General features: G+C 38.2%; 23 protein-coding genes and 1 pseudogene. 4 read left to right on the top strand and 20 right to left on the bottom strand.

All coding sequences use genetic code 11. The annotated features are described in order from the left end of the window. Positions 1-26 precede the first annotated feature (26 nt). The 15 genes and pseudogenes from pstB (H8787_RS04885) to pcrA form a co-directional block, all read right to left on the bottom strand. Complete coding sequence (gene pstB / locus H8787_RS04885) at positions 27-785, bottom strand: phosphate ABC transporter ATP-binding protein PstB (RefSeq protein ID WP_006267322.1); 759 nt, start codon at positions 783-785, stop codon at positions 27-29. Positions 786-827: 42 nt separating this feature from the next. Continuing rightward, positions 828-1,631 carry a phosphate ABC transporter ATP-binding protein PstB gene (pstB, locus tag H8787_RS04880; RefSeq protein WP_003033284.1) on the bottom strand — a complete coding sequence of 268 codons (804 nt, stop codon included), beginning with the start codon at positions 1,629-1,631 and terminating at the stop codon, positions 828-830. 11 nt (positions 1,632-1,642) lie between these two features. After that, positions 1,643-2,527 carry a phosphate ABC transporter permease PstA gene (gene pstA, locus H8787_RS04875; protein ID WP_003024156.1) on the bottom strand — a complete coding sequence of 295 codons (885 nt, stop codon included), beginning with the start codon at positions 2,525-2,527 and terminating at the stop codon, positions 1,643-1,645. Further along, positions 2,517-3,428 (bottom strand): phosphate ABC transporter permease subunit PstC, encoded by a 912-nt coding sequence (gene pstC, locus H8787_RS04870; RefSeq protein WP_187328348.1) that lies wholly within the window; start codon positions 3,426-3,428, stop codon positions 2,517-2,519. The genes pstA and pstC overlap by 11 nt, the downstream gene beginning before the upstream one ends. Positions 3,429-3,448: 20 nt before the next feature. Further along, complete coding sequence (locus tag H8787_RS04865) at positions 3,449-4,315, bottom strand: phosphate ABC transporter substrate-binding protein PstS family protein (RefSeq protein ID WP_048800800.1); 867 nt, start codon at positions 4,313-4,315, stop codon at positions 3,449-3,451. Between the two features lie 106 nt (positions 4,316-4,421). Beyond that, on the bottom strand, positions 4,422-5,726 hold the full coding sequence (locus H8787_RS04860) for an RsmF rRNA methyltransferase first C-terminal domain-containing protein (protein ID WP_187328347.1): 1,305 nt from the start codon (positions 5,724-5,726) through the stop codon (positions 4,422-4,424). After that, positions 5,727-6,500, bottom strand: a complete 774-nt coding sequence (locus H8787_RS04855) for an inositol monophosphatase family protein (RefSeq protein WP_037597201.1) — start codon at positions 6,498-6,500, stop codon at positions 5,727-5,729. Then, positions 6,484-6,768: a UPF0223 family protein gene (locus H8787_RS04850; protein WP_037597265.1), complete on the bottom strand. Its 285-nt coding sequence runs from the start codon at positions 6,766-6,768 to the stop codon at positions 6,484-6,486. Before H8787_RS04850 ends, H8787_RS04855 begins: the two co-directional genes overlap by 17 nt. A gap of 1 nt (position 6,769) precedes the next feature. Further along, positions 6,770-7,171, bottom strand: coding sequence for a Spx/MgsR family RNA polymerase-binding regulatory protein (locus tag H8787_RS04845; protein WP_003024146.1), 402 nt, complete (start codon positions 7,169-7,171; stop codon positions 6,770-6,772). Positions 7,172-7,292: 121 nt separating this feature from the next. Next, positions 7,293-8,225: a bifunctional riboflavin kinase/FAD synthetase gene (locus tag H8787_RS04840; RefSeq protein WP_003069522.1), complete on the bottom strand. Its 933-nt coding sequence runs from the start codon at positions 8,223-8,225 to the stop codon at positions 7,293-7,295. A gap of 25 nt (positions 8,226-8,250) precedes the next feature. Beyond that, positions 8,251-9,129 (bottom strand): tRNA pseudouridine(55) synthase TruB, encoded by an 879-nt coding sequence (gene truB / locus H8787_RS04835; protein ID WP_187328346.1) that lies wholly within the window; start codon positions 9,127-9,129, stop codon positions 8,251-8,253. 9 nt (positions 9,130-9,138) lie between these two features. Then, positions 9,139-9,936 (bottom strand): annotated as a pseudogene (locus tag H8787_RS04830) (alpha/beta fold hydrolase). Positions 9,937-9,968: 32 nt separating this feature from the next. Beyond that, the gene (locus H8787_RS04825; RefSeq protein ID WP_003069529.1) at positions 9,969-10,412 is read right to left on the bottom strand and encodes a GNAT family N-acetyltransferase; all 444 of its coding nucleotides are present in this window, start codon (positions 10,410-10,412) and stop codon (positions 9,969-9,971) included. A gap of 9 nt (positions 10,413-10,421) precedes the next feature. Then, a complete protein-coding gene (locus H8787_RS04820) occupies positions 10,422-11,696 on the bottom strand; it encodes a DUF2130 domain-containing protein (protein WP_187328345.1) in 1,275 nt (424 codons plus the stop codon). Positions 11,697-12,173: 477 nt separating this feature from the next. Beyond that, positions 12,174-14,459: a DNA helicase PcrA gene (pcrA, locus tag H8787_RS04815; RefSeq protein WP_187328344.1), complete on the bottom strand. Its 2,286-nt coding sequence runs from the start codon at positions 14,457-14,459 to the stop codon at positions 12,174-12,176. A gap of 150 nt (positions 14,460-14,609) precedes the next feature. On the opposite strand from pcrA, the gene H8787_RS04810 reads away from it, so the two are divergent. Then, positions 14,610-15,806, top strand: a complete 1,197-nt coding sequence (locus H8787_RS04810; protein ID WP_039676966.1) for a cation diffusion facilitator family transporter — start codon at positions 14,610-14,612, stop codon at positions 15,804-15,806. A 31-nt stretch (positions 15,807-15,837) separates the two neighbouring features. On the opposite strand, the gene lepB is transcribed toward H8787_RS04810, so the two are convergent. The 4 genes from lepB to H8787_RS04790 form a co-directional block, all read right to left on the bottom strand. Then, the gene (gene lepB, locus H8787_RS04805; RefSeq protein ID WP_003069538.1) at positions 15,838-16,395 is read right to left on the bottom strand and encodes a signal peptidase I; all 558 of its coding nucleotides are present in this window, start codon (positions 16,393-16,395) and stop codon (positions 15,838-15,840) included. A gap of 161 nt (positions 16,396-16,556) precedes the next feature. Then, complete coding sequence (gene pyk / locus H8787_RS04800) at positions 16,557-18,059, bottom strand: pyruvate kinase (RefSeq protein WP_039676964.1); 1,503 nt, start codon at positions 18,057-18,059, stop codon at positions 16,557-16,559. A gap of 59 nt (positions 18,060-18,118) precedes the next feature. Further along, positions 18,119-19,129, bottom strand: a complete 1,011-nt coding sequence (pfkA, locus tag H8787_RS04795; protein ID WP_003069674.1) for a 6-phosphofructokinase — start codon at positions 19,127-19,129, stop codon at positions 18,119-18,121. 82 nt (positions 19,130-19,211) lie between these two features. Continuing rightward, positions 19,212-22,313: a DNA polymerase III subunit alpha gene (locus H8787_RS04790; RefSeq protein WP_187328343.1), complete on the bottom strand. Its 3,102-nt coding sequence runs from the start codon at positions 22,311-22,313 to the stop codon at positions 19,212-19,214. Positions 22,314-22,464: 151 nt separating this feature from the next. On the opposite strand from H8787_RS04790, the gene H8787_RS04785 reads away from it, so the two are divergent. Genes H8787_RS04785 through H8787_RS04775 form a run of 3 tightly spaced genes read left to right on the top strand, consistent with a single transcriptional unit; the run spans position 22,465 to position 24,345 of the window. Further along, positions 22,465-22,830 (top strand): GntR family transcriptional regulator, encoded by a 366-nt coding sequence (locus H8787_RS04785; protein WP_187328342.1) that lies wholly within the window; start codon positions 22,465-22,467, stop codon positions 22,828-22,830. A gap of 3 nt (positions 22,831-22,833) precedes the next feature. Beyond that, on the top strand, positions 22,834-23,529 hold the full coding sequence (locus tag H8787_RS04780) for an ABC transporter ATP-binding protein (RefSeq protein WP_003069677.1): 696 nt from the start codon (positions 22,834-22,836) through the stop codon (positions 23,527-23,529). 21 nt (positions 23,530-23,550) lie between these two features. After that, positions 23,551-24,345 carry an ABC-2 transporter permease gene (locus H8787_RS04775; protein ID WP_049476681.1) on the top strand — a complete coding sequence of 265 codons (795 nt, stop codon included), beginning with the start codon at positions 23,551-23,553 and terminating at the stop codon, positions 24,343-24,345. Positions 24,346-24,491: 146 nt separating this feature from the next. Here H8787_RS04775 and recJ read toward each other — a convergent pair whose 3' ends face one another. After that, positions 24,492-26,726: a single-stranded-DNA-specific exonuclease RecJ gene (gene recJ, locus H8787_RS04770; RefSeq protein ID WP_187328341.1), complete on the bottom strand. Its 2,235-nt coding sequence runs from the start codon at positions 26,724-26,726 to the stop codon at positions 24,492-24,494. Positions 26,727-26,778: the final 52 nt, after the last annotated feature.

Below are 26,778 nucleotides of genomic sequence, written 5' to 3'. Positions count from 1 at the left end.
ACTAACAAAAAGTAGCATCCATCTTTCTAGCCAAATTTTCCTGTAATGTAATCTTCTGTTTCTTTATGAATTGGACTGAGAAACATTTCTTTTGTAGTATTAAATTCAATTAAATCTCCACCCAGGAAGAACGCTGTCTTGTCTGAAATACGGCTAGCTTGCTGCATCGAACGCGTCACCAATAACATCGTATATTTATCTTTCAGTCCATGCAGTGTTTCTTCAATTTTTCCGGCAGAAACGGGATCAAGTGCTGATGTCGGCTCATCTAAAAGAATAATTTTTGGACTCGTTGCCAAGACACGCGCCACACAGACACGTTGCTGCTGACCACCTGACAAGCCAATGGCTGAATCATATAAACGATCTTTCACCTCATCCCAAATAGATGCACTCTTGAGTGAAGATTCAACAACTTCGTCTAACACCTCTTTGTCTCTAACACCATTGATTCGCAGACCATAGACAACATTTTCATAAATCGTCATTGGAAATGGATTGGGCTGTTGAAAAACCATTCCAATTTCTTTTCGAAGCTCTACCGTATCTGTCCTCGGACTATAAATATTATGTCCATTGTAAATTACAGTACCTGTCGTTGTAACCTCTGGATTCAAATCTCCCATCCGATTGATTGCTTTTAAAAGGGTTGACTTTCCCGATCCAGAAGGACCAATCAAAGCTGTAATCTCATGAGGCAATACATCTAATGATACACTATTGAGGGCTTTCTTTTTGTTATAATAAACCGACAAGTCCTTGATTTGTAAAATAGGTTCTGTCATTCTGATAATCCTTTAATAAATTCTAATTAAGCAGCAATTTTCTTAGCCAAAATGACCAGAAACATAGTCATTTGTAGACTGTAACTTAGCATTTTGGAAAATATTGGCTGTTTCATCATATTCGATTAAATCACCAAGATAGAAGAAACCAGTATAATCGCTCGCACGCGCCGCTTGCTGCATGCTGTGGGTCACGATGATAATCGTATAGTTCTTCTTCAACTCTAACATCGTTTCTTCTAACTGCGCTGTTGCGATTGGATCGAGTGCAGAAGCAGGTTCATCCATTAGAAGTATTTCTGGCTTCACGGAAATGGCTCTGGCAATGCAGAGACGTTGCTGCTGACCGCCTGATAACATCAAAGCAGATTTATGAAGGTCATCCTTTACTTGTTCCCACAGAGCTGCTTGTTTTAGAGATGTTTCTACAATTTCATCTAAGATTTTCTTATCCTTAACACCGGCACGTTCATGCGCAAAGGTGATGTTGCGGTAAACAGATTTGGCAAAAGGATTTGGTCTTTGAAAGACCATTCCGATATGCTTCCGCATTTCATAGACATTGATATCTGGGCGATTAATGTCAATACCTTCATACCAAATCTCACCAGTGACCTTAGCAATGTCAATCGTATCATTCATCCGATTCAAGCTGCGAAGATAGGTTGACTTACCAGAACCTGAAGGCCCGATAAGAGCTGTAATCTTATTTTTCTTGAACTGCATATCAACCCCTTTAATGGATTCGTTTTTACCATAGTAAACATGCAAATTCTTCGTTGATAAAACAACCTCTTCCTCAGGAAAAGTAACGATATGTTTTTCATTCCAGTTATATTCTGTCATTTCTTCTCCTTTTAGGCAGATGTTAATTTCTTATGCAGATAACTTCCGAGCTTACGAGCTCCAAGGTTAAAGATTAAAATAAAGATAAGAAGTACTGCCGCTGATCCAGCTGACACTTCTACTGCATCAGGAATCGTTCCTTCACTATTGACTTTCCAAATGTGAACAGCCAAAGTTTCAGCTTGACGAAAAACAGAAATTGGGCTAGTTACACTGAAAATATTCCAATTTGACCAGTCAAGTGCTGGGGCAGACTGACCTGCTGTATAGATAAGCGCAGCAGCTTCCCCAAAAATACGTCCAGAAGCTAATACAATCCCCGTCACAATACTTGGTAACGCTTCTGGAACGACGACATGGACGATCGTTTCCCAGCGAGAGATGCCAAGTGCAAGCCCAGCTTCGCGCTGTGTATGATGCACATGCTGTAAGCTGTCCTCCACACTACGTGTCATCTGTGGCAGATTAAATACAGTCAAAGCCAAAGCACCAGAAATGATTGAGAAACCATATTGAAATTGAATAACAAAAATCAAATATCCAAAGAGACCCACAACAACAGAGGGCAAGGAGGATAAAATTTCAATACAGGTTCTGACAAAATCTGTTACCGGACCTTTTTTTGCATACTCAGATAAGTAAATCCCTGCTCCCATTGATAGAGGAATGGAAATAATCAAGGTGATAACTAACAGAAACAATGAATTATAGAGCTGAATTCCAATTCCGCCGCCCGCTTGGTATGAAGACGATTGTCCCGTCAAGAATTTCCACGAAACATGAGGTAAGCCCCTTACTAAAATGTACAAAATCAAGGAAGCAAGAATAGCAACAATGATTCCTGCAATGGTATAGAGGACGCCTGTTGCTAATTTATCCATCTTTTTAGCGTGCATAGTTCTTCTTACCTCTTTCCTTTGTAATCAATTTAATCACAGTATTGAAGGCTAAACTCATCAAAAGCAGAACCAGAGCAAGCGACCACAAGACATTGTTATTAACGGTTCCCATAACGGTATTTCCAATTCCCATTGTTAAAATAGAGGTCAAGGTTGCAGCAGGTGTTGTCAGAGAAGTTGGGATAACCGCTGAATTTCCTACAACCATTTGAATCGCCAAAGCTTCACCAAAGGCACGAGCCATTCCAAAGACAATAGCCGTAAAAATACCTGAACGAGCTGCTTTTAGCGTCACACGCCAAATCGTTTGCCAACGAGTCGCTCCCATTGCCATACTAGCTTCTCGATAATGTCGCGGTACAGCACGCAGGCTATCTGTTGTCATAAAGGTCACCGTTGGTAAAATCATGACAAAAAGAACAAAAATTCCTGATAAGATTCCAAAACCTGTTCCACCAAAGATACTGCGAACAAAGGGAACAACTACCTGTAATCCAATAAATCCATACACAACCGATGGAATTCCGACTAGAAGTTCAATAGCTGGTTGGAGAATTTTTGAACCTTTAGGAGAAACCTCCGTCATAAAAACAGCCGCTCCAATTGCAAATGGTGTCGCCAATAACGCTGATAGAAGAGTTACGAGGAAAGAGCCAAGAATCATCGGTAGAGCGCCAAACTCCTTACCAGATGGATTCCATGTTGCTCCGAAAAGAAAACTGAAGATATTTACTTTATTAACAAAGAAGGTCGAAAGACCTTTCTCTGCTACAAACAATAAAATCATTGCAACGACAAAGACAATTAAACTCATACAAAGAAAGGTAATGGTTTTTCCAAAAGATTCTAAACGAGAATTCTTTGACTTTGTCAGCATTTTTTTTGCTACTTCGTTCATGTTATTCTATACTCTTTCTGTTACTTTGAGCTAATTGTTCCATCAAGACTACGAGTCACTTTCATATCATTGATAGGAATATAGCCCATTTTTCCCACAATATTATTTTGTACTTCTGCTGTCATTATATAATCCAGAAATTTCTTAGCAAGTTTATTGGGTTCTCCCTTAGTGTACATATGTTCATAAGACCAAAGTGGCCAATTATTAAGTGTTACATTTTTCTTTGTGGGTTTATAGCCATTCAAATTTAAACTTTTTACACTTGTATCAACATAAGAAAAAGCTAAGTAAGAAATAGCACCTGGAGTCTGCGACACAATCGTTTTGACCATTCCGTTAGAATCTTGCTCCTGCGCCTGCTTAGCTTCCTTGCCCTTCATAATAATACTATCAAAAACAGCACGGCTACCAGAACCGACCGCACGATTGATAATTGTAATTTCCAAATCCTGCCCGCCAACTTGTTTCCAGTTCGTATATTCACCAGTAAAAATTTTGCGTAGTTGATCTGTTGATAAATTATTTACCTTAATTCCTTTATTTGCAATAATCGCCGTACCCGCTACAGCAACTTGGTGATCCACCAAAGTTTTAGCCCTGATTCCGTCTTTTTCTTCTGCAAACAAATCACTATTTCCAATATCTACTGCACCTGATTGAACTTGTGATAATCCTGTACCTGATCCACCACCTTGCACATTGACAATTTTTTTCGGGTTTTCTTCAGTATATTTGTCTACAACTGCTTCAATCAAAGGCTGCAAAGCAGTCGAGCCTACAGCTGTTATTGATTCACCACGGTTAATCCAGGAAGCACAAGCTGACAAACTGATACTACAAAACATAAGAGTAATAAACAAAAGTATTTTTTTATGCTTTACCAAAATAATCTCCTTTTAAGATATGAAAACGCTTGTTGATCTATGGTTTTTCTAACTTCTTTGCATCTCATCTCACTATAACATATATAGATGATTTTGGAAAGATTTTTTATTGAAATCTGAGGCCTTTTGGAAAATAATTTTTCAGAATATTTCCAGTTACTTTTGCAAATCCTAGACCATTGCCTTGAACGATTATCTGGTACCAACCATTTCCATATTTTTGATCGAGATTTACTATTTCACCAGCAACATATTTTTTAAATTGCTCCTCATCAATTTCAATTACTCGCTTCACCTCGTTTGGTTTTAAAGCAAGACCCAAAGCAAAACTTGGTTCAAAACGTTTTTTCTTAAAGACTCCCAGATATAAGCCATTTCTAGCAATTTTTAATTTCGACATATCTGGCAGCCCTAGTGGTAACAGATACAAATGATCACCGAAAGTCTGTAACTCTCCAGTCAGATCTATAGCTAGATGTTCTCTTTGAAACTTCTGCCACAACATCTTCTGCTCAGATGTCAGATGGCTCTTTTTTACTTTTAATTTTTTTGCTGACTGCTTACTACAAAGGCGAAATTTTGCAACAAATTGACCTTCACCTTTGAAATGGTGAGGATACATACGTGCAGTTTCTGGAAAGTTAATACCTGCAATCATCCCATTGATTTTAGGAATTTCGACTAATTCAAGTGGATAATTTTCTAACAACCAATCCACTATCTGTTCGTTTTCCTCTGGCGACCAAGTACAAGTGGAATAAATGAGTTCGCCATTCGTCGCCAACATTTTTACCGTATTTTCCAATATCTCACGCTGAACCTGTGCACACCGAGTCGGATAAGATTCATTCCAATATTCCATTGCTTCCGGCTGCTTTCTAAACATTCCTTCACCAGAGCAAGGTGCATCTAAGACAATCAAATCAAAATAACCCTGAAAAACTTGGCTTAACCTATCAGCAGATTCATTCGTCACCACTACATTTCTCGCTCCAAAACGCTCAATATTTTCTACTAAAACCTTCGAACGCTTTGAATTGATTTCATTGGAAACAAGCACACCTGTATTATTCAAGTATGACAACAAATGAGTGGATTTCCCACCCGGCGCTGCAGCCAAATCAAGCACTTTCATATCTTGACGCGGTGCTGCAATTTGAGCAACCATTTGCGCAGCAGGTTCTTGAGAATACACCAAGCCTGTAACATGCTCTATTGATTTTCCAGAAATCTTGCCATAATAACCCCAGTTCGTGTTGGAGATAGGATTTAGAAAATGTTTTTGATGTGCTTTTAGTGGATTTACTCGAAAAGCGGAAACCGGCTCCTCATCAAAAGTTAGAAAAAAAGAGGGAGCCTCCTCTCCCAAAAGATTGTAGTATTTTTCTTTAAATCCTTTTGGAAAATGCATCTAATCCTCTCGCTTTCGATATATGTATTTTTTAATTTCGTCCAATTTCATCATTGGAATCATCATAATCCCCTGATGACTTTCAAAATCAGGCTGCTTACCATCAAATGTCACTGTCGTATATCCTAATTTATCTCCCATAATGGAAGCTGCAGCATAATCCCAAGGGCAAATATAGGAAATATAAGTCAAAAGTTGACCTGACAAAACCTTACTAAAGCTGATTGCAGCACTTCCATACACTCGAACTCCTAAGGTTTCTTTCGCTAAGTCAGCAATTCCCCAATCATTGCGCTCAAAAATACCAGCATTTGATGCCATTAAAAATTGATTCAAGGGACGATCTTGGTAAGGGGACAATTTCTGCTCATTGCAATAGACATCAAATTGACCACCACCATGGTACAACTTGTCTCCTATCACATCATAAATGACACCAAATTGACCAATCCCATTTTCAAAATAAGCCAATACAACAGCAAAATCAGCTTTTTGTGCGACAAAATTATTTGTACCATCAATAGGATCAATGACCCAAACATTGCCATCCGAAATAGAATGACGCAGTCCATTTTCCTCAGCTAAAATGTGATCCGTAGGATAAGCTTCTAAAATCCAGGTTACTAAATTATCCTGAACTTCCTTGTCCATTTGAGTTACCAAATCAGACGGACTGGATTTGGTTTCGATTTCTAATTGATCATCCAAATGCTCTTTGATGTAAGAAGCTACATTCAGAACAATTTGTTTGGCAAAATTAAATTTCTTTTCCAAGAGAAAACATTCCTTTCTCCTTTTGTTTTGCAGCTTGAACAGCTCGATATAAGGAATAGCCACTTGCTATTTCAAATTCACGTCCAATCCGCTTTTCTTCAGCTTTGCTTGGAACAATTTTTTTGAAGAGTTGATAGGACGCCAATATCTTCTCTGCTGCTATTTTCGCTTCATAAGCCTGCTCAACATCATTCAAAAAAGAAAGCACTGAAGCAAGCTCTTCAGTGCTCCACGACATGTCTAGTGGGTAACGATAGTTTTTATTCATATTATTCAATCTCAGCTCTTAGAGTTGCATCGCGCAATTCCTGTTTTCTATATCCGCGAGGTAAAAACGCACGGATTTCATCTTCGTTAAATCCAATTTGCATTCGTTTACCTTCTAAAATAATCGGGCGACGCAAAAGACTTGGATTTTCTTCGATTAAACGAAGTAACTCAGAAATTGATAAACTTTCAACATCTAAATTTAATTTTTGAAATATTTTGGAGCGAGTTGAAATGATGTCATCTGTTCCATTCTCCGTCAGAGAAAGGATATGTTGTAATTCTGGAGCAGACAAAGGACTCGTCATGATATTGTGCTCCTCAAAAGGAACTTCATGATTGGATAGCCATGCACGCGCCTTGCGACAACTTGTACAACTCGGTGATAAAAATAGTGTAACCATGCATTTCTCTTCTTATTATTTGTAACTGTTATCATTATACTAAATTTTATGTAAGATTACTAGGCATTTTTACAAATTTTCTCCTATTTTTTTAGGAAAAATAAGAAGCTTAATACATGATTTAGTGGTTTTCATTTTTAGGAGACCAATATCTTGCGATTTCCTTATCAACTTGCAATTGCTTGACTAGCTCGTCCACATTATCGAATTTTACCATATCTCGAATTTTATCCAACCAAAAAATACGAATAGTATCACCATAAATATCTTGTGAAAAATCAAAAATATTGGCTTCAAAACGAAGTTCATCACCTTCAAAAGTAACATTTTTCCCGACGCTAGCCATTCCGCGATACATCTGTCCGTCATGCTCTACATCGACCACATAGACACCATCTGCTGGTAAAATAACTCGATCCAGCGGAGCAAGATTTGCTGTTGGATAGCCAATCGTTCGCCCTCTTGCATTGCCATGAACAACAATTCCACTAGTGGATAGCGAATAGCCCAGCAATTGATTGCTCTCTGCGACATTTCCTGCCAGTACCGTCTCTCGAATGCGAGTTGAGCTAATTTTTACTCCATTGAAATTTACAGAAGGAACTATGATAACTTGTCCTTCAAACAGTTTCTCCAAATCTTCCGCACTGCGTCGATCAGAACCAAAATGATAATCAAAACCTGCAATGACTGTTTTTGCTTTCAAACGCGAGATGTATTTTGTAAAAAATTGTTCAGCCGTATTGCGAGCAAACTGACTAGTGAAATCAACCAAATAAAGATAATCTACGCCAAGATTTTCTAATTGTTGTAAGCGCTCTTCTGGGCTTGTCAAATGAAGCATTAGCGAAGGCTGATACCGTACAAAGGCTAATTTGGGAGATTCTGGGAAAGTCAGCACTGCAATTTTCAAATCCTTTGCTGCTGCAATCTTTCTCGCCTCAGCAAACAGTGCTTGATGACCTTTATGTAATCCGTCAAAATATCCTAGCACTAATACTGTATGTTCAATTTGTTGAATGTTTTGCTCATTTTTAATTCTAATCGTTTTCATCACTTATCTATTTTATCACAAAATGTTAAAGAAATACTTTTCTAGGTTTATATTCTTTGTTACGCTTTTCTAGAATAGCAAGTAATTTCCCTTGAAAAAATCCAGCTACTTGAGTTTCATTTGAATCTACATCAATAAATCGACCAAATCGAACATTTTCAGCTTGATTTTCAGTAAGCTCTACCTTAAGCAAATCTCCTATACCCAATTCGAGTGGTTGAAGAAAGGAGAAATCCCCTACTGTTACCTGCTCTGCTATTTCATCCAAGGTCAAGGCTTCCTCCAAAAGCATACCAGCTGCAGAAGTCCGAGTCAATTGAGACATGTGAGAAGCATATCCCAATTTTACTCCAAAATCAACTGCCAACGTGCGGATATAAGTGCCTTTGCCACATCTAACTCGAAAGTTAAATCGGGCTGTCTGATTTTCATAAGAAATGGGGCTAGTCCGCTCAAAGCTGTAAATTGCCACTTGTCGCTTCGGTTTCTCTACTGCTTCTCCAGTTCGAGCATACTCGTAGAGTTTTCGTCCATTCACCTTGACAGCCGAGTACATGGGAGGAATCTGAGTAATGAGACCTGTCAAACTAGCGATAGCCTCATCTACCAATTTTGCATCCAAGGGAGCCAATACAGGAGTCTTTGCAAGCACCTCACCGCTCGCATCTTCAGTTGTTGTTGAAAAACCTAAAGTGACTTCTCCTTCATAGATTTTACCTTCGTCCTGCATAAACTCTACCAATCGCGTGGCTTTCCCGACCGCAATAGGCAAAACCCCTACCACATCTGGATCCAATGTTCCTCCATGACCGATTTTCTTAGTTTGTAAAATCTTGCGCAGCTTAAAAACCGCATCGTGCGAGGTCATCCCCGCTTCCTTTTTTAAATTGATAATTCCGTCCATTTGATTCCTTTATTCTGCTAAAAATCCTAGCAACAATTGATTAAATTCCTTATTTTTCTCATAAAGAGCATGTCCACAGTCTGCTAAAATTTCCAAACGACTATTTGGAATAAGTTTTTCTAGCTCATACGATGCATCCAGTCCGATAACTTGATCATCAGCTGCACCAACAATAAGTGTTGGACATATTATGCTCTCTAATAAATTCGCTCGATGTTCTAAACAAGACTGCGCTTGTATTGACAAACGATGCTGATCTTTTATTTTCCCAAATTGACTTAAATACCAATAAAGATAACGAAGGTAGGAATAACTCTTACTTGTATAAGAAACACGGGCTATATCCAACATCAATTCTGTATAAGTTCCTTCTCTCGCTAGCAATAACCAATTTTTAACTCGTTTTTCAAGTAAACTAGTGGATTGGTCTGCCGTCACTGCTAACACCAATTTTTTCACCTTTTCTGGAAAGTCTAAGGTTAAATGCTGAGCAATCATTCCACCTTGTGCCCCCCAATACAAAATCCGATTCAATGCTTAAAGCATTCATAGCTTTCGCTATATCTGCAGCCATGTCTTTTGTAGAATATTTTTTTGGTAACTCATTGATACGACTGAATATATATACTTGATACTTTTCCCTAGATATCTATAAACAAAAGATAAACTCTGTGCCATTCCCTTGACTGTGTTTAGTCCATTTCCCAAACCGGGTATCATAACGAGAGTTTCCTTGCCCTTTCCAAAAGTTATATAATCGATACTTTTTTCGTTAAAATATAAGATCCGCCCTTTTGCTGTAGACATTACTTTGTTTCCTCTACTATTTTTCTCATGATTTATTTGTGTTGACTTTTTAAATACAAAGCAAAGCCGGCAGTCACTTTTTCAAATCCAACTGCCTGATAAAACCAATGTGCAACATTTCGTTTAGCAGTTAATCCACTGTTTAGAGCCAGTACCTTAATTCCTTCTTTTACCGCTTGTTTTTTCAACTTATTGATGAGCTTATTAGCAATTCCCTGTCGCCTTACCTCTTTTGCAACAGACAAAGCCAAAATACGATAGTAAGAGCCAGCTACTTCAAAAAAGAAGAGCTTTGCATAACCTAAGAAACCTAAAATCTCTCCGTTTCTTTCAGCTAAAAGATAGCTATAATGCGGCTGAGAGAGAATTATTTCTAAACACCGAGCCAGATTTGAAGCGGTCGTTGGATAGCCTATGTCTTCGTATAGAGGCAATAAGGCTTCAGCATCTTTTATGGTTGCTTTACGTATCTGCATAGGATCCTTCTAGTCTTCCTTCAAGGCTTCAAACTTGGCTTTCATAGTTGGATTTTTGCGAGTCAGTTTTTTGACTGAGACATCGTCCAGTTTGTTGTTAGCTAAGCGCAGCTGATTGTCTGACGTCTGAAGTGCTTGTTTGACTGCTTCCATTCGCTTGATGGCTTTATCGATTTCTTCAATCGCCTTGTTAAAATTCTTAGAAGCTGAATTATAATTTTTAGCAAAGGCTACTTTAAAGGTTTCTAAATCGTCTTCAAAGTGGGTAATGTCAATATTCTGCTCGCGAACCAGAGCCAGCTCCTGCTTGTATTTGAGAGAATTGAGCGCAGCATTGCGCAAAAGTCCAATCAACTGAATGAAAAATTGTGGCCGCACCACGTACATCTTCTCATATTCATGGCTAACATCGACAATACCGGTATTGAAATAGTCGTTGTCTGATTCCAGCATGCTTACCAAAACAGCATACTCACATTTCTTTTCCCTGCGGTCCTTATCCAATTCTTTGTAAAAATCAGCATTTTTATGCTTCTTCTCCGTATCGTCCGCTTCATTTTTCATTTCAAACATAATAGAAATGATTTCTACTCCGTTTTCACCACACTCACGGAAAATGAAATCCCCTTTGGATCCTCGTTCAGAAATTTTATTATCCTTCTCAAAGTAAGCATTAGGAAAAGCAAAACTGCGAACTTTGTTAAATTCGCTTTCAGCGTAGTGTTCTAAACTCTCTCCAATGGCTTTAGTAGATTGTTGTGCTTTAAAGTTCTTGTAAAATTCCACCTGTTCATTGGCTGCCTTTAGCTGAGCTTCGTAATTTTGTTTAATAGATGCAAGAGATAATTCATTTTCTTTCTCTTGCAACAAAAGCTGGTTTTGAATCTGGTCACGTTCTTTTTCAATGGTTGTCAGCGAAGCTTGTAATTCATTTTGGTGTTCCAACTTCATACGATCCAGTTGCGACTGCAAGTCCAGCAACTCCTTGTCTTTATTAATGAGTTTTTCAGACAGCGCCCGCTCTGTATCCTTTTTTATCAGTTCTTTTTGTGATTCAAAATTGGAAATAGTCGCCTTGAGTTCTTGGATTTCAAATTCTTTCTGGCTTAATGTTTGCTGTTGCTCATTCTGTGCCTTTTGTTTTTCCAGAGCTAACGCCTGCTCAATTCGAACATGGATCTCTTTGTCAAACTCCGCCGTTCGCACCTGAGCCAGAAGCTCGCTGTACTGACTTTCATTGACTGTAAAGACTTCCCCACAATTGGGACATTTGATTTCGTTCATAAGACACCTCATTCAAGAAATTTCTACATTTCATTATATCATTCTTAGATACAAATGAAAAACAGTAAACTTCGCCTCTATCATTTCTGTAGTAAGTAAATCCACTGTAGAGATTAAAGGGCTTTTTTCATTGCAGAAAAAAGCCTCATATTTAAATGGGGCTTAAGGCTTAAAGGTCATTTTTTGAGACACACAAACGAGGTTTAATCGACTCATGATTCAGCGGATTCAACGACGTGATAGCTGAAATCTTTCGGCTTTAAGCACCTGTTTGATTTTTCTAGCTCCAAATCGAGCCTTGTTTTCCAAAAAATATTTTTCACTCTCATCTCTAGATCTGTTTCTAAAACTGGTTCAACTACCTTGTAGTAATAACTAGAACGATATATCTTTCTGAACCAGTTCTATCGCCTTTTTTGGTTTTTCCTAAACCCATGAAAGCTAAATTTGTCTATCTAAGTTCAATCAAAATGTTACTCATGACTTCTTCTCAATAGGGGCAATACTGGCCAGAAGTTTCTTTAATCCAATCTCTGGAAAATTGATTTTCAATTCTTGGCTACTACCGCTACCTGATACTTCCAATACAGTTCCGTCTCCCCATTTTTTATGATGCGCAATGTCACCGATAGCCCAATCAAGATCTGGCTGAGTCGCTTCCACATTCTTACCGAACGGCAACTGACTTGAGGCAATACTACTTGGTGCTGCTTGTCGTTTTCGTTCTTGTAATGCTTGCGCGAGACTCATTCCTTGACCAAACTGGATAGTTTTTCCATTTACATAGGAGGCTTTAAAAGACGTATTGACCGGTCGAGCTAATCCTTGATAATCCAACAAGCTTGAGCTAATTTCATTGAGAAAACGAGTTGGCCGATTGTAATTAGTTTTCCCGTAAAGTAGCCGTGAACTAGCATTGGTTAGGAACAAGACTTTTTCAGCACGAGTAATTCCGACATAGGCTAATCGGCGCTCTTCCTCTAGCTCATCTTCATCTTCTGCCGCACGACTAAGTGGGAAGACATTTTCTTCCATACCAATAATGAAAACAACTGGAAATTCTAACCCCTTGGCAGCATGTAGCGTCATAAGTGTCACTTCTGAGTTTTCCTGAGTGCCAGCGTCATCTGTGTCCGCAACCAAAGCCAGATCATTAAGGAAACGGCTTAACTTATTAAGCCCCGTTTCTTCTGTATCATTTTCAGAATGTTCATCAAAATTTTTGGTAACCGATAAGAATTCTTCAATATTTTCGATCCGAGCCTGACTTTCCAGCGTCCCTTGAGCTACTAATTGCTCAGTGTAACCCGTCTTTTCAAGAACTATTTCCACCAATTCTGTCACCGTCAACTCATCCAATCGTTCGCGCAGATTCAAAATGAGATTAGCAAAGTCAAAAACTGCCTGAGCGGCTTTCCCCTTGACAGGTGAAAGCATAATCTGTGAGGAGGCTTCTAAAAGAGACACATTTTGACTGGCTGCAAAATTCCGAATCTTCTCTACTGTTCCCGGCCCAACACCACGCTTGGGCTCATTCACCACCCGCTCATAGCTGATATTATCACTGGTGTTGGCAATGAGATTTAGATAGCTAATGACATCCCGTATTTCCTTACGGCTATAGAATTTGGTGCCCCCCACCATAGTATAAGGAATATTAGCCTTGAGCAGGGCTTCTTCCACCGTCCGTGATTGAGCATTGGTCCGGTAAAGAACTGCAAAATCCTTATGACTGTAGCCTTCTCGGGTCAGCTGAACAATGGTCCGAGCAACAAAGAGAGCTTCATCCTGCTCGTCATTAGCTCGATAGTAGACAATTTCTTCGCCATCTTCATTCTGAGTCCAAAGATTTTTGGGACGGCGGTTACGATTATTTTTGATAACATCATTGGCAGCCTGCAGAATGGTCTTGGTCGAGCGGTAATTTTCTTCCAGCAGGACCACCTTGGCCTCCGGATAATCCTTCTCAAAATCCAGGATATTCTGCATATCGGCTCCCCGCCAGCCATAGATAGACTGGTCAGCATCCCCAACTACACAGATATTTTTAAAGCGAGAAGCTAACAATTTTACCAGTTGGTACTGGGCGTGGTTGGTATCCTGATACTCATCGACATGGATATACTGATAGCGCTGCTGGTAGTAGGTCAGGGCGTCAGGATTTTGGTCAAAAAGCCGCAGGGTCAGCATGATCAAATCATCAAAGTCCATAGCCTCTGACTGGCGCAGTTCCTTTTGATAAGCTGTATAGCACTTATCCACAATTTCTGTATACATATCACCAGCCATATTCTCATAGGCCACCTCATCAATCAGGTCGTTCTTGGCATTGGAAATGGTGCCCAGAATGGCGCGCTCATTCCACTTCTTAGGATCGAGATTGAGATTTTTGAGAATCCGTTTCATCAGTGTTCGCTGCTCACTAGGATCGACAATCGTAAAATTGCGGTTATAGCCGATATGGTCAGCTTCCCTACGCAAAATCCGCACGCACATCGAGTGAAAAGTCGCAATTAAACAATCTTCTGTTGCGGGATTTAAGGAAAATGCTCGCTCCTTCATTTCTCGAGCAGCCTTATTCGTAAAGGTGATCGCCAAGATATTCCAAGGATTGACTAACTTTTCATCAATCAAATAGGCAATACGGTGGGTTAAAACACGTGTTTTTCCAGACCCAGCTCCTGCCATAATCAGCAAAGGACCTTCCGTTGTTTGAACTGCCTCCATTTGACGGTTATTCATACCTGTTAATAAGGGATTCATCTTTTTTCCTCTTTCAAAGTCAATGGTTCTATTATAACAAAAATAACTCATAAGCTAAACTAGAAAGAGAAGTCTTCACACATTTCGTCCTATAAAAGTTTGAAAAATCACGTAAAAAGCGTTATAATAAACTTTCTGAAAGGAAAACTCATGAATAATCCAGCAAAAAATCTTAAACTCGCAGAGCGCGGTGCTATTTTAGCTATTGTAACCTACATCATCTTATCAATTGCTAAAATTATTGCTGGCTCTACCTTACAATCCTCCAGTTTGACAGCCGATGGTTTTAACAATGTTTCAGATATTGTGGCTAATATTGCCGTTTTAATAGGGCTTCGTATGGCACGCAAACCGGCTGACACGGATCATAAATTTGGCCACTGGAAAATTGAAGACTTGGCTAGTCTTGTCACCTCCCTTATCATGTTTTTTGTTGGCTTTGATGTTCTGATTGATACCGTTCAAAAAATTATCTCTCGCCAAGAAACAATCATTGATCCTTTGGGTGCGTTAGTTGGAATGGTCTCCGCTTTGATTATGACTGGTGTTTACTTTTATAATAAATCCTTAGCAAAAAAAGCACATTCTAAAGCTCTTGATGCTGCTGCCAAAGATAATTTATCTGATGCTATCACTTCTCTTGGTACAACGATTGCAATCATCGCAAGTGCCTTAAATTTCCCGATCGTGGATAAACTTGTTGCCATCATTATCACCTTTTTCATTCTTAAAACGGCTTACGAAATTTTTATGGAATCCTCTTTTAGTCTATCAGACGGTTTTGATGAAAATCTTTTAAAAGAATACAAAGAAGCCATTTTAGAAATCCCTAAAATTTCCCGTGTTAAATCTCAAAGAGGTCGTACTTATGGTAGTAACATCTATCTTGACCTCATTTTAGAAATGAATCCCGACTTATCTGTCTATGAAAGCCATGAAATTGCCGATCAAGTTGAATTTATGCTCAAAGATCGATTTGGAGTTTTTGATATTGACATCCACATTGAGCCCGCACCTATCCCAGAGGATGAAATTTTGGACAATGTTTATCGAAAATTATTTATGAGAGAACAATTAGTCGAGCAGGGAAGCCAATTAGAGGACTTACTAGCTCCTGAATTTGTTTACATTTCCCAAGATGGCTACCAAATGAACAAAAAAGAATTTCAAATCGAAAAAGGAAAGCAATCTCCTATTAAAAATTTCCATTTAACTTCTATCAGTCAAAAAACAAAATTAATTTGTTATGAAGAAGATGGAATTATCCATACCAGCCTTTGGCGTCGTCACGAAACATGGCAAAATGTTTTTCATCAGGAAACACGAAAAAGCGAAACTGAAACATAAATTTTCAGTTTCGCTTTTTTAACATTTAATGCTACTTCATTTTAATAAAACCAAATTGATCCAAGGGGAGCACTCTAAAAGAGATAACTCCCTTAATTTGTTTCTCTGCAATCAAACCAAATTTCCGACTATCTTCCATATTTTGTCGATTATCATTTAAGATCAAATAAGATTTTGCTGGAATTATATTTGTATTTGATTTTGTTAATGTCTGAATAGTAAAGTCATGAGTGAAATAGCCTGTATTAGTAGCCTTCGCTAAATATTTTTCCTTATCTTTCGTTAAATAATCTTCTGACTTAATTTTATTATTTAAGTACAGTACATCATCCATATAAACGACAGAGTCATTTCCTAAACCAACGACACGTCCGACATATTCTTTTCCATCCACCTCATACAATACAAAATCATCTCTTTTGATTTTTTTGTTCTTATTGGCAATAACAATATCTCTGTCTTTCAAAAAATGATTCGCATCTTTTGCGGTAATGCCATATGGTGTAAAAATAAAAATTCGCAAACAAGCGATAATTATTACAATGACGGATAAAATAATAATGTTCCTAATTAAATCTCTTTTTACCATTCTCTCTCCTATTCTTTTATTTATTATATCATGTTTTCAGAAAATAAACAAAGGCGGAAAAAGTAAATTGCTATTCCTATTTTTATCTGCAACTAAAAAAACCTACCAATCAAGCTAGAAAAACGTTGATTGATAAGCTTCTTTTCTTTTAGTAATACAAATTAACGAACTGTACGGATACGCATTGTGTTTGTTCCACCAGTTCCGACCGGAACACCAGCTACAATCACAATATTGTCGCCAGATTCCACAAGACCACTTTCAAGAGCAACTTTTTCAGCAACTTCAAACATATCATCAGTAGATGCAGGTTTTTCAGTTACTACTGGAATAACACCCCAGTTCAACATCAATGAACGTTGTGTCAATTCATCAAATGTAATTGCCAAGATGTCAGCATCTGGACGATATTTAGAAATCAAACGAGCTGTATTTCCTGATTCAGTCATTGTTACGACCAATTTGATGTCCATTGAGTTTGTAGCATCTTTAACAGCTGATGCCACAACTTCTGTTTTAGAACTACGTGCGTAATCAACTGATGACAAGCGTCCATACTCGTTCAATAGAGTTTGAGCGTTTTTATCAATTGTAGCCATTGTTGTTACAGACTCAAGTGGGTATTTACCATTTGCAGATTCACCTGAAAGCATTGTTGCATCTGTTCCGTCAATAACAGCGTTAAACACGTCTGATACTTCTGAACGAGTAGCACGCGGTTTTTCAGTCATTGTTTCAAGCATGTTTGTTGCTGTAATCGCAATTTTACCAGCTGCATTGACTTTTGTGATAATCATTTTTTGGTAAACTGGAACCATTTCAAATGGAACTTCAATACCCATGTCACCACGAGCAATCATGATACCATCAGCTACTTCAAGGATTTCATCCAAGTTTTCAATACCTTGTTGGTTTTCGATTTTAGCGAACAATTTCACATGTCCATTACCAGTTTCTTCACAGATTGCACGAACTTCATTAACATCTTTTGCAGTACGTACGAATGAAATAGCGATAAAGTTGATTCCTTGTTCCAAACCGAAACGAATATCATCATTGTCGCGTTCAGCAAGCGCTGGGAAAGGAATTTTTGTATTTGGAATATTCACACCTTTTTGTTTTGCGATAATTCCATCATTTTCAACCTCTACTTCAAATTCACGTGTAGCAGGATTTTTTGCAATAACGCGCAGACCAAGTTTACCATCATCAACAAGAACTTGTTTCCCAACTTCAACGTCATCAAAGATGTCAAGTGCACCTGCTACGTTCAAAGCAATAACTTCGCGAGTTGATTTGATACCTTGTTTCGTTGCAACACGGATTTGTTCACCCGTTTTGTAAGAGTATTCTTTAGCGTCACCTTCAAATAATTCTGTACGAATTTCAGGTCCTTTTGTATCAAGAAGATAACCAACTTTTTGACCAGCAATTTCTTCTGCACGGTGCACAGTAGCCATACGATCACCTTGTTCTGCATGATCACCATGCGAGAAGTTGAAACGGAATGTATTTGCACCAGCTTGGATTAATTTTGCAATATTTTGAGCCGATGCTTCAACATCTAATTTTTCGCTCCAATAGCCATCTTCACCAAATCTTTTACCACCACGGATTTCTACCGCAGGACCTAAAGTTGCAACGATTTTTACACGTTTATTCATGATATATGAAAACTCCTTTTTATTTAAATGGTCTTTATGACCAGAATAACAAATTAAAATTACATTGAAATGCTACGGTTTAATTTAGCAAGATCAAGATCAGCTTTATGTGGATTATTAACAATAATCTTACCGTCTTCTGTTAAACTAAATAAAGCACCCTCTTCTGCTGTACCAAGGATTGGATTTTCAACCATTTGTTCATTACGAATACCAACCGCAACACCACCAATACCCTTCTTAAGAAGGGTAACGGCATGAGCACCCATACGAGAAGCAAGAACACGGTCACGAGCAGTCGGGGAACCACCACGTTGAATATGTCCAAGTTCCGTCACACGAAGATCGCTCACATCACCAGCTTCTTTCAACTTCTTACCAAATTCATCGGCCGACATAACACCCTCTGCAAGAACAATAATATTATGTTTCTTACCTTCTTCATAGCCACGTTTAATACTTGCAACGATATCTTCGATTTTGAAGTCTTCTTCAGGAACGATGATTTCATCGGCACCTGTAGCAATACCAGCCCAGAGAGCGATGTCTCCAGCGTTACGTCCCATTACTTCAACAACAAAAGTACGACGGTGACTAGATGAGGTATCGCGAATCTTATCAATGGCATCCATCGCAGTTGTAACAGCTGTGTCAAAACCGATTGTAAAATCTGTACCAACGATATCATTGTCAATCGTGCCAGGAAGTCCGACAGCTGGGAAGCCATGTTCTGTCAATCGCATAGCGCCATGATAAGAACCGTCTCCACCGATAACCACAACTCCTTCAATACCATGTTTTTTGAGTTGCTCAATTCCTTTTAATTGTCCTTCTAATTGGGCAAATTCTGGATAACGAGCTGAGTGAAGGAAAGTACCACCACGTGAAATAATATCTCCAACTGATGCGGCATCAAGCGGATAAATTTCACCAGCAACCATGCCGGCATAACCGTCATAGATACCGTAAACTTCCATTCCTTCTGAAATTGCTTTACGAACAACTGCACGGATAGCAGCATTCATACCAGGGGCGTCTCCACCACTAGTTAAAACAGCAATACGTTTCATTCGTTTGTGCTCCTTTTTCTTTTTACATTCACCCTTGATTATACCACAATCAAAATCAAAATTCTTCTTTTTTCCTAATTTTTTATTGATAAATCGTTTTCATGGTTATTTTTTTCAATTCTTTTTGTAATTTATCTGATTTTTGAACACAATATTGCGTAATTGCTACTGTCTTTCTTTCATTTTCATAACGGATAACGACTGGAATATCTCCTCGAAATTGCTGTAAAATAGCGGATATTTCTGCATCACTTTCATGATTTTCTACTTGTATCCAAAAACGTTCTGTGTTAGCTTCCTGCAAATGGTTTAAAATCATCTGCAAACGATTCTCTCGTTTCTGAATCCGACCAGTCAGATAATAGAAACCTTTTTCATGCAAACCTTTGCCAAACTGTTTAAAGGCATCTGGAAACACTGTCACTTCCATTTTTCTTTTAGTATCACTTACTTGTAAGAACGCCATATTTTCACCCGTTTTGGTACGAATGACACGAATAGACAAAATTTCTACTAAAATCGTCGCATGAGTGTTTTCAACTAACTCTTGAATAGGAGTAAAGGATTGAATAGCAGCTTTTGCAAGCTTTACCAAAGGATGCTCGCTCAAACCAACACCGATAATTTCCTTTTCTAGCTCAAATTTCTCTGCTTCTGTATAAGCCTCCGCTTCTGTCCAACTATAATTTGTATCTGCAAAAAGACTGCCTAATTCATCTGCAAAGATAAACAAATTGGGAAGATTTTGCAGGATTTTTTGACGATTTTTTTCAAATACATCAAATAAGCCGATTTGTACTAAGGGAGTTAGTAACTGAACCTTATGATATTGTGTTGGTAATTTCAAAACGAAGTCTTCTACATTTGAAAACGGACGATTTTCAATAATCCAATAAGCAACATCGCGTGGCAATCCTTTAATGTTTTTCAAGCCTAAATATATCTGCTTGTCTTGGAATTTATCTCGATAAGGAATGTTATTGATATTTAAAGAAGCGACTTGAAAGTCGAACTCTAACGCATCTGTGATGTAATCACTGCTTGAATAATTCAGCATAATATCAAAGAAAATATCAGGATAGTGCGCTTTGAAATATGCCAACTGAAAAGCAAGGGCGGAGTATGCATAAGCGTGGCTGCGATTAAATCCGTAACCTGCAAACTTTTCCATAACCGCAAACACTTCTTTTGCTTTGATTTCAGAATGTCCAAGATCAAGTGCTCCTGTAACAAATTCTGCTTCCATTCGATGCATTTCAGTAGCATCTTTTTTTCCCATAGCTCTTCGCAAAATATCGGCTTTGCCTAAGCTAAAACCAGCAAAACGCTGAGCAACCTGCATTACCTGCTCTTGATACAGCATAATACCGTAAGTTGGAGCCAAAATGTCTTCCAAACTTGGATCCAGCATTTCTACCTTTTCTTGGCCATGCTTCCTTTTTACAAAATTATCTATATAATCACTAGCTCCCGGACGGTTGAGTGATGTAGTGGCGACGATTTCTTCAAATTGCACAGGCTGAACACGCTTCAAAAGGTTAATAGCGCCTGCTTGCTCAAATTGAAAAATACCCTTGGTTCTACCCGCTGCAAAAAGCTGCAAGGTTATAGTATCCTCCAGATCAATCTTTGCAATGTTAATAGCAACACCGTACTTCTCCAAAGCTGCTTCTTTCATTCGTTGAACAAAGGTCAGATTGCGCAAGCCAAGAAAATCCATTTTGAGCAGGCCATTGCTTTCAACCCCATGTGCATCATATTGCGTGATGTACATATCTTCCCCATATTTAAGTGGAATGTGTTCTGTCAGATCATTATCACTCATCACCACACCTGCTGCATGAATCGAGGTCTGACGTGGATTCCCTTCAATTTTTTTCGCAATTTCAAAAGCTTTTTGATACTCCAGTTTACTGTTAATAATCTGACGAAAAGACATATTTTTTTCATAAGCTAAAGTCAATGTGTCACGAAAACTGATTTTACGAGTAATGTTGGTCAATTCATATTCTGGCACCCCGTAGCGTTTAAAAACGTCACGAATTGCTTGCTTAGCCCCAAAAGTAGAATAGGTCACGATTTGCGCTGTATGCATCGTCCCGTAACGATCGCGGACATAGCGGATAAATTCTGGACGATAGACATCGGGAATATCAATATCAATATCAGGCATAGTATAACGTTCCAGATTTAAAAATCGCTCAAAAATTAGATTTTTCTCAACAGGATCAATCCCTGTAATTTCAAGAGCATAGGCAACTAGGCTTCCAACTGCAGATCCACGACCCATGCCCATATAATAACCCTGACTGCGACCAAAGCGCAGCAAATCCCAGACAATCAAAAAATAATCATCGAAACCCATTTGATGAATGATAGCCAATTCTTGATTCAAGCGTTCTTGATACGCTTCTGTCCATAATTTTTTTGTTTTTAATCCAGCCTCAGCTCGTTCTCGTAGCTCTTCTACTGCCGGTCGTTCTGGATTAAAACGCGGTAATTTTAACTCTGTATTAATTTCATAATGTACACCTGCGACTAACTGCTCCAGGTTATCCAGACTCTCTGGAAAATTTTTCTGAAAAGCCTGTGTAAACTGCTTAGACGATAATAAATACTCATTGCTTGGCAAATGTCCAACTTCTCGCAAACTACTGTTTTCCCGAATGGCCCGTAGCATCTGCAATGTTTCTAAATCTCCAGTATCAAAGTAACGAACCGTATGCAAGGGTACAGTTTTATGCATGAAATCTTGTTGAGGAGTATCTGGAAATACACCTATATAAAAATCTTTTCCCAAATCCAAGTCTCGAATTCCATCAAATACAGGAACAATAATCGCTATCCCTTCCAATAAATGCTGCAACTCTTCCCACTTGCTCTTTCCTATCATTTTTAATGTAGAAAGTTTCATTAAATTGCGATACCCTTGACTATCAAGAGCTAGAAAACGGAGATTAAGAGGAACTCCTGCATAATCCAAGGTCATTTCTATACCTAAAATCGGCTGAATTTTTTGCGCAGTCGCAATTTCCATGAAATGATAAGCTCCATAGAGATTGTCAATATCCATCATCCCTAGAGTTTGATATCCTAATGCTTTAGCTGTTTTCACATATTTCTTTATAGAAATCAAACTATCCATAAATGTATAAACAGTTTTCGTATCTAATTGAGCAACCACGGCATTCTCCTTTGTTTCTTCTCTTTTCTATTATACTAAATTTCTATTTTGCTTGCTGAAGAAAAAATACAGAATTTTTTTCTAAAAACTTGCTATTTTTTCAAAAATATTGTATTGTTTAATTAGTACAAAGATACAAAAAGGAGAAATCATGAGTTGGACTTTTGATAACAATCTTCCCATTTATTTACAGATTATGGATAAGATTAAATTGCAAATCATCTCCAACCAGCTACAAGCTGGTGAGAAATTACCTGCCGTTAGAGAATTAGCTGCAGAAGCCGGTGTAAATCCAAATACTATCCAACGAGCTTTATCTGACTTGGAAAAAGATGGTTTTGTCTATTCTCAACGTACAGCAGGACGTTTTGTCACTGATAATCATGACTTGATTTTAAAAACTCGACAAAAACTTTCTAAGGAGGAAGTGGAGAAATTTGTAAATGGTATGATTCATTTTGGTTATCAGAAAAAAGAATTACCAACAATTGTTGAAGATTATATAAAAGGAGTTTAGGAAATGGTCTTACTTGCATTTGAAAATGTCTCAAAATCCTACGGCAGCACACCTGCTTTAGAACACATCAATTTTGAAATCGAAGCTGGAAAAATTATCGGCTTGCTCGGTCCAAATGGCTCTGGAAAGACAACTATAATTAAACTTATCAATGGTTTGCTCCAGCCAAATGATGGGAAAGTTCTCATCAATGGGCTTCAACCGTCACCAGAAACCAAAAAAATCGTATCTTATTTACCAGATACGACCTACCTGAATGAAAAAATGAAAGTCAAAGATGCTTTGCAGTACTTTCAATCTTTCTATGCAGATTTTGAGATGGAGCGTGCTCAAGCCTTGTTACAAGATCTTCACATTGACGAAAATCTAGCATTCAAAAAATTATCCAAAGGAAACAAAGAAAAAGTTCAGTTGATTTTGGTCATGAGCCGCCAAGCCAAACTTTATGTTCTTGATGAACCAATTGGAGGAGTTGATCCAGCAGCACGAGACTACATTTTACAGACGATTATCAACAATTATTCACCTAGTGCTTCTGTTCTCATTTCAACACATTTGATTTCAGATATTGAACCAATCTTAGATGAAATTATCTTTATTGATAATGGCAAGGTCGTTCGGCAAGGCAATGTAGATGATATTCGTTATGAGTCTGGTGGATCCATTGACCAACTCTTCCGACAAGAATTTAAAGCTTAAGATAAATGAAGGAGATTAACTATGTTTTGGAATTTATTAAAATATGAATTTAAAAATGTAAATAAGTGGTATTTAGGATTATATGGAATCGTACTCTTTCTATCTATTAGTATTGGACTTTGGCTAAGACATTTTGCAAACGGAAGGAACTTTTTCGACCGTTTGCAGTCTTCTACTAATGAAGCAGGGAGTATGACAAGTACTTTCTTCGGTTTTACAATGCTGATTTTCTCAGGTCTCCTTGTGGCACTTGCAATTTCAACACTCTTTCTGATTATTCGTCGTTTTAAAAATAGTGTTTATGAAAGAGAAGGATACCTAACGCTCACCTTACCAGTTAATGAACACCAAATTATCCTTTCAAAATTACTTGGCGCTATTATATGGACGATTCTTAGTACCATTGCATTATTTCTTAGTTTTTTCATCATTGCCCTTATTGTGGGAACTGCTTTTCATACACAATCTGAAATTGAAACAGTTGTTCGATTACTTGGTAAACACTTTTGGGAAATGACTGGTGAAGCCTTGAAATCATTTGGATACTATCTTGTAGTCCTTATCCCAAATATCCTATTGATTTATCTTTCTATCTCTATCGGTCAACTCTTCCAAGATCACCGCACTGCAATAGCCTTTCTAACTTATTTTGGAATTCATTTTTCTCTGCTTATCGTCGCTAATTTGAGCGTTTCGGCTTTCCCATCACTTAATACTTTAGGTAGTTTTGGTGAGATAGTCGTATCTCTTCTTTTAGGTCTGATTTACTATGCTGGAACTTATTATATCCTCAAACATAAAGTAAATTTACAGTAGATAATACCATCTAATAGCAATACTCACAAAAAATAAAGTCATGAGTTCATCTTACTCATGACTTTTTCATTACTCAAAGCTTCATAGCCCATTTCATAGCTTGACTACAAAGGCTAACTCCTCAAAATAAATGGTTCATCTAACTTCTAGTTTGAACATTCATCTTTTTCTATCAGATAATCATAAATTTCCTGTACCGTTCCTAGAGCCATAAGTTCCTGCTCTTTGACAGTTATTTTAAGCTCCTGATAAATATGGCTACTTTCAATAGCTTTTTTTTCTGCGTTTTTATTTACCTGCATAACCCCATCTTGAATCGTCACAAAGCCTAACTCTTCAAAAATTTGAATCATCTTAATGAGTAGGATGGGATCAATTTTGAGATAAGCAGCTAGTTCTTTCAATTTGTAGCGTATATCAAACTCTGGAAACTGATAAATCGTTTTATAGAGTTTAGCAAACTGCTCTCTTGTTCCGAAACCTGTCAAATAATAGGGCTGAACAATCTCATTTTTAAAGTAAATTGCTTCAAAATTGCCCTGTTGAATAATTGCTTTGAGCTGATTTAGGTGCTCAGGTAAGTCATACACTACAACTGCTCTGCTCTTTTTCAAATCAGGAATTTCTCCTGAAAAACGTAAAACAGGAACATTTTCAGGCAACCGAGCATTTTTACCTCGGATATTAAAAAGCTGAATTCCATCGACCCTCGCATCCATCAGCATAAGCTGTAGGCTAGTCTGACCATTCCACTTGTTGACCGACAGAGTCACTGCTAACTCTAAATTTTTAGTTTGAGAAAATTCTGTCGCAAGCTCACCTAGACCAAAAGCCACTACTTCAAGAACTGCGCTAGCCTGAGAAATTTTCAGCTTAAGGTGCGCATTTCCCATCCCCATAGTGCGGACATTTTCAACCTTAAAATCTTTCAAATAGAAAATAGGCTTTTTATTGTCCATGCCGAAAGGAGCTAACTTTTCAAAGTTTTTGAGGGTCTCTAATGTCAGATCTGACAAAGCTAATTCTTCATCCAAAAAGAGTTCATTCTTAGTTGACAAATCCAGCTGATTATTTTCAATATAGGCTGTCAAAACCTGACTGAGTTCTTCTAATCGACTGACATCAAGAGTCATGCCAGCTGCCCCTGCATGCCCACCAAAAGCTACAAATAACTCTCGGTGAGGATCTAGAGCTTCAAAAATATCAACTGCTTCAATGCTGCGAGCACTACCTTTGGCTAAACCATTTTCAATATTCAGCACAATGATCGGCTGATGCAACTCTTCTAAAAGTCGCCCTGCTACAATTCCCAAAACACCTGGATTCCACCCCTTGCCAGCTAGAACCTGAACAGGCTTCTTAGGATCAATCATAAACTTAGCTTCATCATAGATATGCTGCACCATCTCCTTGCGTTCGTCATTTTTCTGATTAATCATCAGGGCAATGTCACGCGCTTCTTCTTCATCAAAACCGGTCAGAAGTTCAATAGCAGGATTGGGATCATCCAATCGACCTAGAGCATTGAGTCTAGGGGCTATTTGAAAACCGACTGTTTCTTCGTTCAGCTCGTCAGACTGTATACCTGCTATTTTGAAAAGTTCCTGCAAACCGATGCGCTGGGTGTTTTTCAAAACAGACAAGCCATATTTGACCAAAATCCGATTTTCCCCTGTCAAGCTGACCATATCTGCGATAGTCCCAATAGCTACTAAATCCAGCAACTCTACTTGAACTTCCTCTAAAAGGGCAGTTGCTAGCTTAAAAGCCACGCCGCAGCCAGCTAAGTGCTTAAAAGGATAATCAGCTTCTGGATGTTCCGGGTGAACAATTGCATAAGCATCAGGAAGTATTTCCGGCATAGAGTGGTGATCCGTCACAATCACATCCACTCCCATAGACTGAGCTAGTTCAATAGCTTTCAATCCTGCAACTCCATTATCCACTGTAATGAAGAGGGAAATACCCTGATTATCAATAAAATACTTATAAACGCTCGCGTTAGGACCATAACCATCTGTAAATCGATTGGGCAAATAGACCTGACACTCTGCTCCAAGTTGCTCTAACGCTTCTTTAACAATGGAAGCTGAAGTCATTCCATCCGCATCGTAATCTCCATAAATCAAGATTTGTTCATCATTTTCAATCGCTTGACGAATGCGCGTCACTGCCTTATCCATATCATGCAATTCATAAGGATCATACAGCTGGTCCAAACTAGGCTCTAGAAAGTCTCGCAATGCTTCTTCTGTCTGGATACCTCTCTGGTAGACTAGATTAGCTACCGAAGTCTCCAAGCCCAGTTTTTTAGCTTTTTTAATAAAGTCCTCATCTGAAAAATTTGTGGCAATCTGCCAATCATATTTTGATGTAATCATGAAATCATCTTTCTTTTACAATATAACTTTTATTATAACACGAAAAGACTAG

It is taken from the genome of Streptococcus sp. NSJ-72, assembly GCF_014334035.1.
GTDB lineage: Bacteria > Bacillota > Bacilli > Lactobacillales > Streptococcaceae > Streptococcus > Streptococcus constellatus.
The sequence above is the reverse complement of the archived record's forward strand: the minus strand, read 5'-3'. Positions and strand labels throughout refer to the sequence as shown.

Coding starts and splice junctions, on each gene's coding strand:
- pstB (WP_006267322.1), bottom strand. CDS start 785: ATGACAGAACCTATTTTACAAATCAAGGACTTGTCGGTTTATTATAAC.
- pstB (WP_003033284.1), bottom strand. CDS start 1,631: ATGACAGAATATAACTGGAATGAAAAACATATCGTTACTTTTCCTGAG.
- pstA (WP_003024156.1), bottom strand. CDS start 2,527: ATGCACGCTAAAAAGATGGATAAATTAGCAACAGGCGTCCTCTATACC.
- pstC (WP_187328348.1), bottom strand. CDS start 3,428: ATGAACGAAGTAGCAAAAAAAATGCTGACAAAGTCAAAGAATTCTCGT.
- H8787_RS04860 (WP_187328347.1), bottom strand. CDS start 5,726: ATGCATTTTCCAAAAGGATTTAAAGAAAAATACTACAATCTTTTGGGA.
- H8787_RS04850 (WP_037597265.1), bottom strand. CDS start 6,768: ATGAATAAAAACTATCGTTACCCACTAGACATGTCGTGGAGCACTGAA.
- H8787_RS04845 (WP_003024146.1), bottom strand. CDS start 7,171: ATGGTTACACTATTTTTATCACCGAGTTGTACAAGTTGTCGCAAGGCG.
- H8787_RS04840 (WP_003069522.1), bottom strand. CDS start 8,225: ATGAAAACGATTAGAATTAAAAATGAGCAAAACATTCAACAAATTGAA.
- truB (WP_187328346.1), bottom strand. CDS start 9,129: ATGGACGGAATTATCAATTTAAAAAAGGAAGCGGGGATGACCTCGCAC.
- H8787_RS04825 (WP_003069529.1), bottom strand. CDS start 10,412: ATGCAGATACGTAAAGCAACCATAAAAGATGCTGAAGCCTTATTGCCT.
- H8787_RS04820 (WP_187328345.1), bottom strand. CDS start 11,696: ATGAACGAAATCAAATGTCCCAATTGTGGGGAAGTCTTTACAGTCAAT.
- pcrA (WP_187328344.1), bottom strand. CDS start 14,459: ATGAATCCCTTATTAACAGGTATGAATAACCGTCAAATGGAGGCAGTT.
- H8787_RS04810 (WP_039676966.1), top strand. CDS start 14,610: ATGAATAATCCAGCAAAAAATCTTAAACTCGCAGAGCGCGGTGCTATT.
- lepB (WP_003069538.1), bottom strand. CDS start 16,395: ATGGTAAAAAGAGATTTAATTAGGAACATTATTATTTTATCCGTCATT.
- pyk (WP_039676964.1), bottom strand. CDS start 18,059: ATGAATAAACGTGTAAAAATCGTTGCAACTTTAGGTCCTGCGGTAGAA.
- pfkA (WP_003069674.1), bottom strand. CDS start 19,129: ATGAAACGTATTGCTGTTTTAACTAGTGGTGGAGACGCCCCTGGTATG.
- H8787_RS04785 (WP_187328342.1), top strand. CDS start 22,465: ATGAGTTGGACTTTTGATAACAATCTTCCCATTTATTTACAGATTATG.
- H8787_RS04780 (WP_003069677.1), top strand. CDS start 22,834: ATGGTCTTACTTGCATTTGAAAATGTCTCAAAATCCTACGGCAGCACA.
- H8787_RS04775 (WP_049476681.1), top strand. CDS start 23,551: ATGTTTTGGAATTTATTAAAATATGAATTTAAAAATGTAAATAAGTGG.
- recJ (WP_187328341.1), bottom strand. CDS start 26,726: ATGATTACATCAAAATATGATTGGCAGATTGCCACAAATTTTTCAGAT.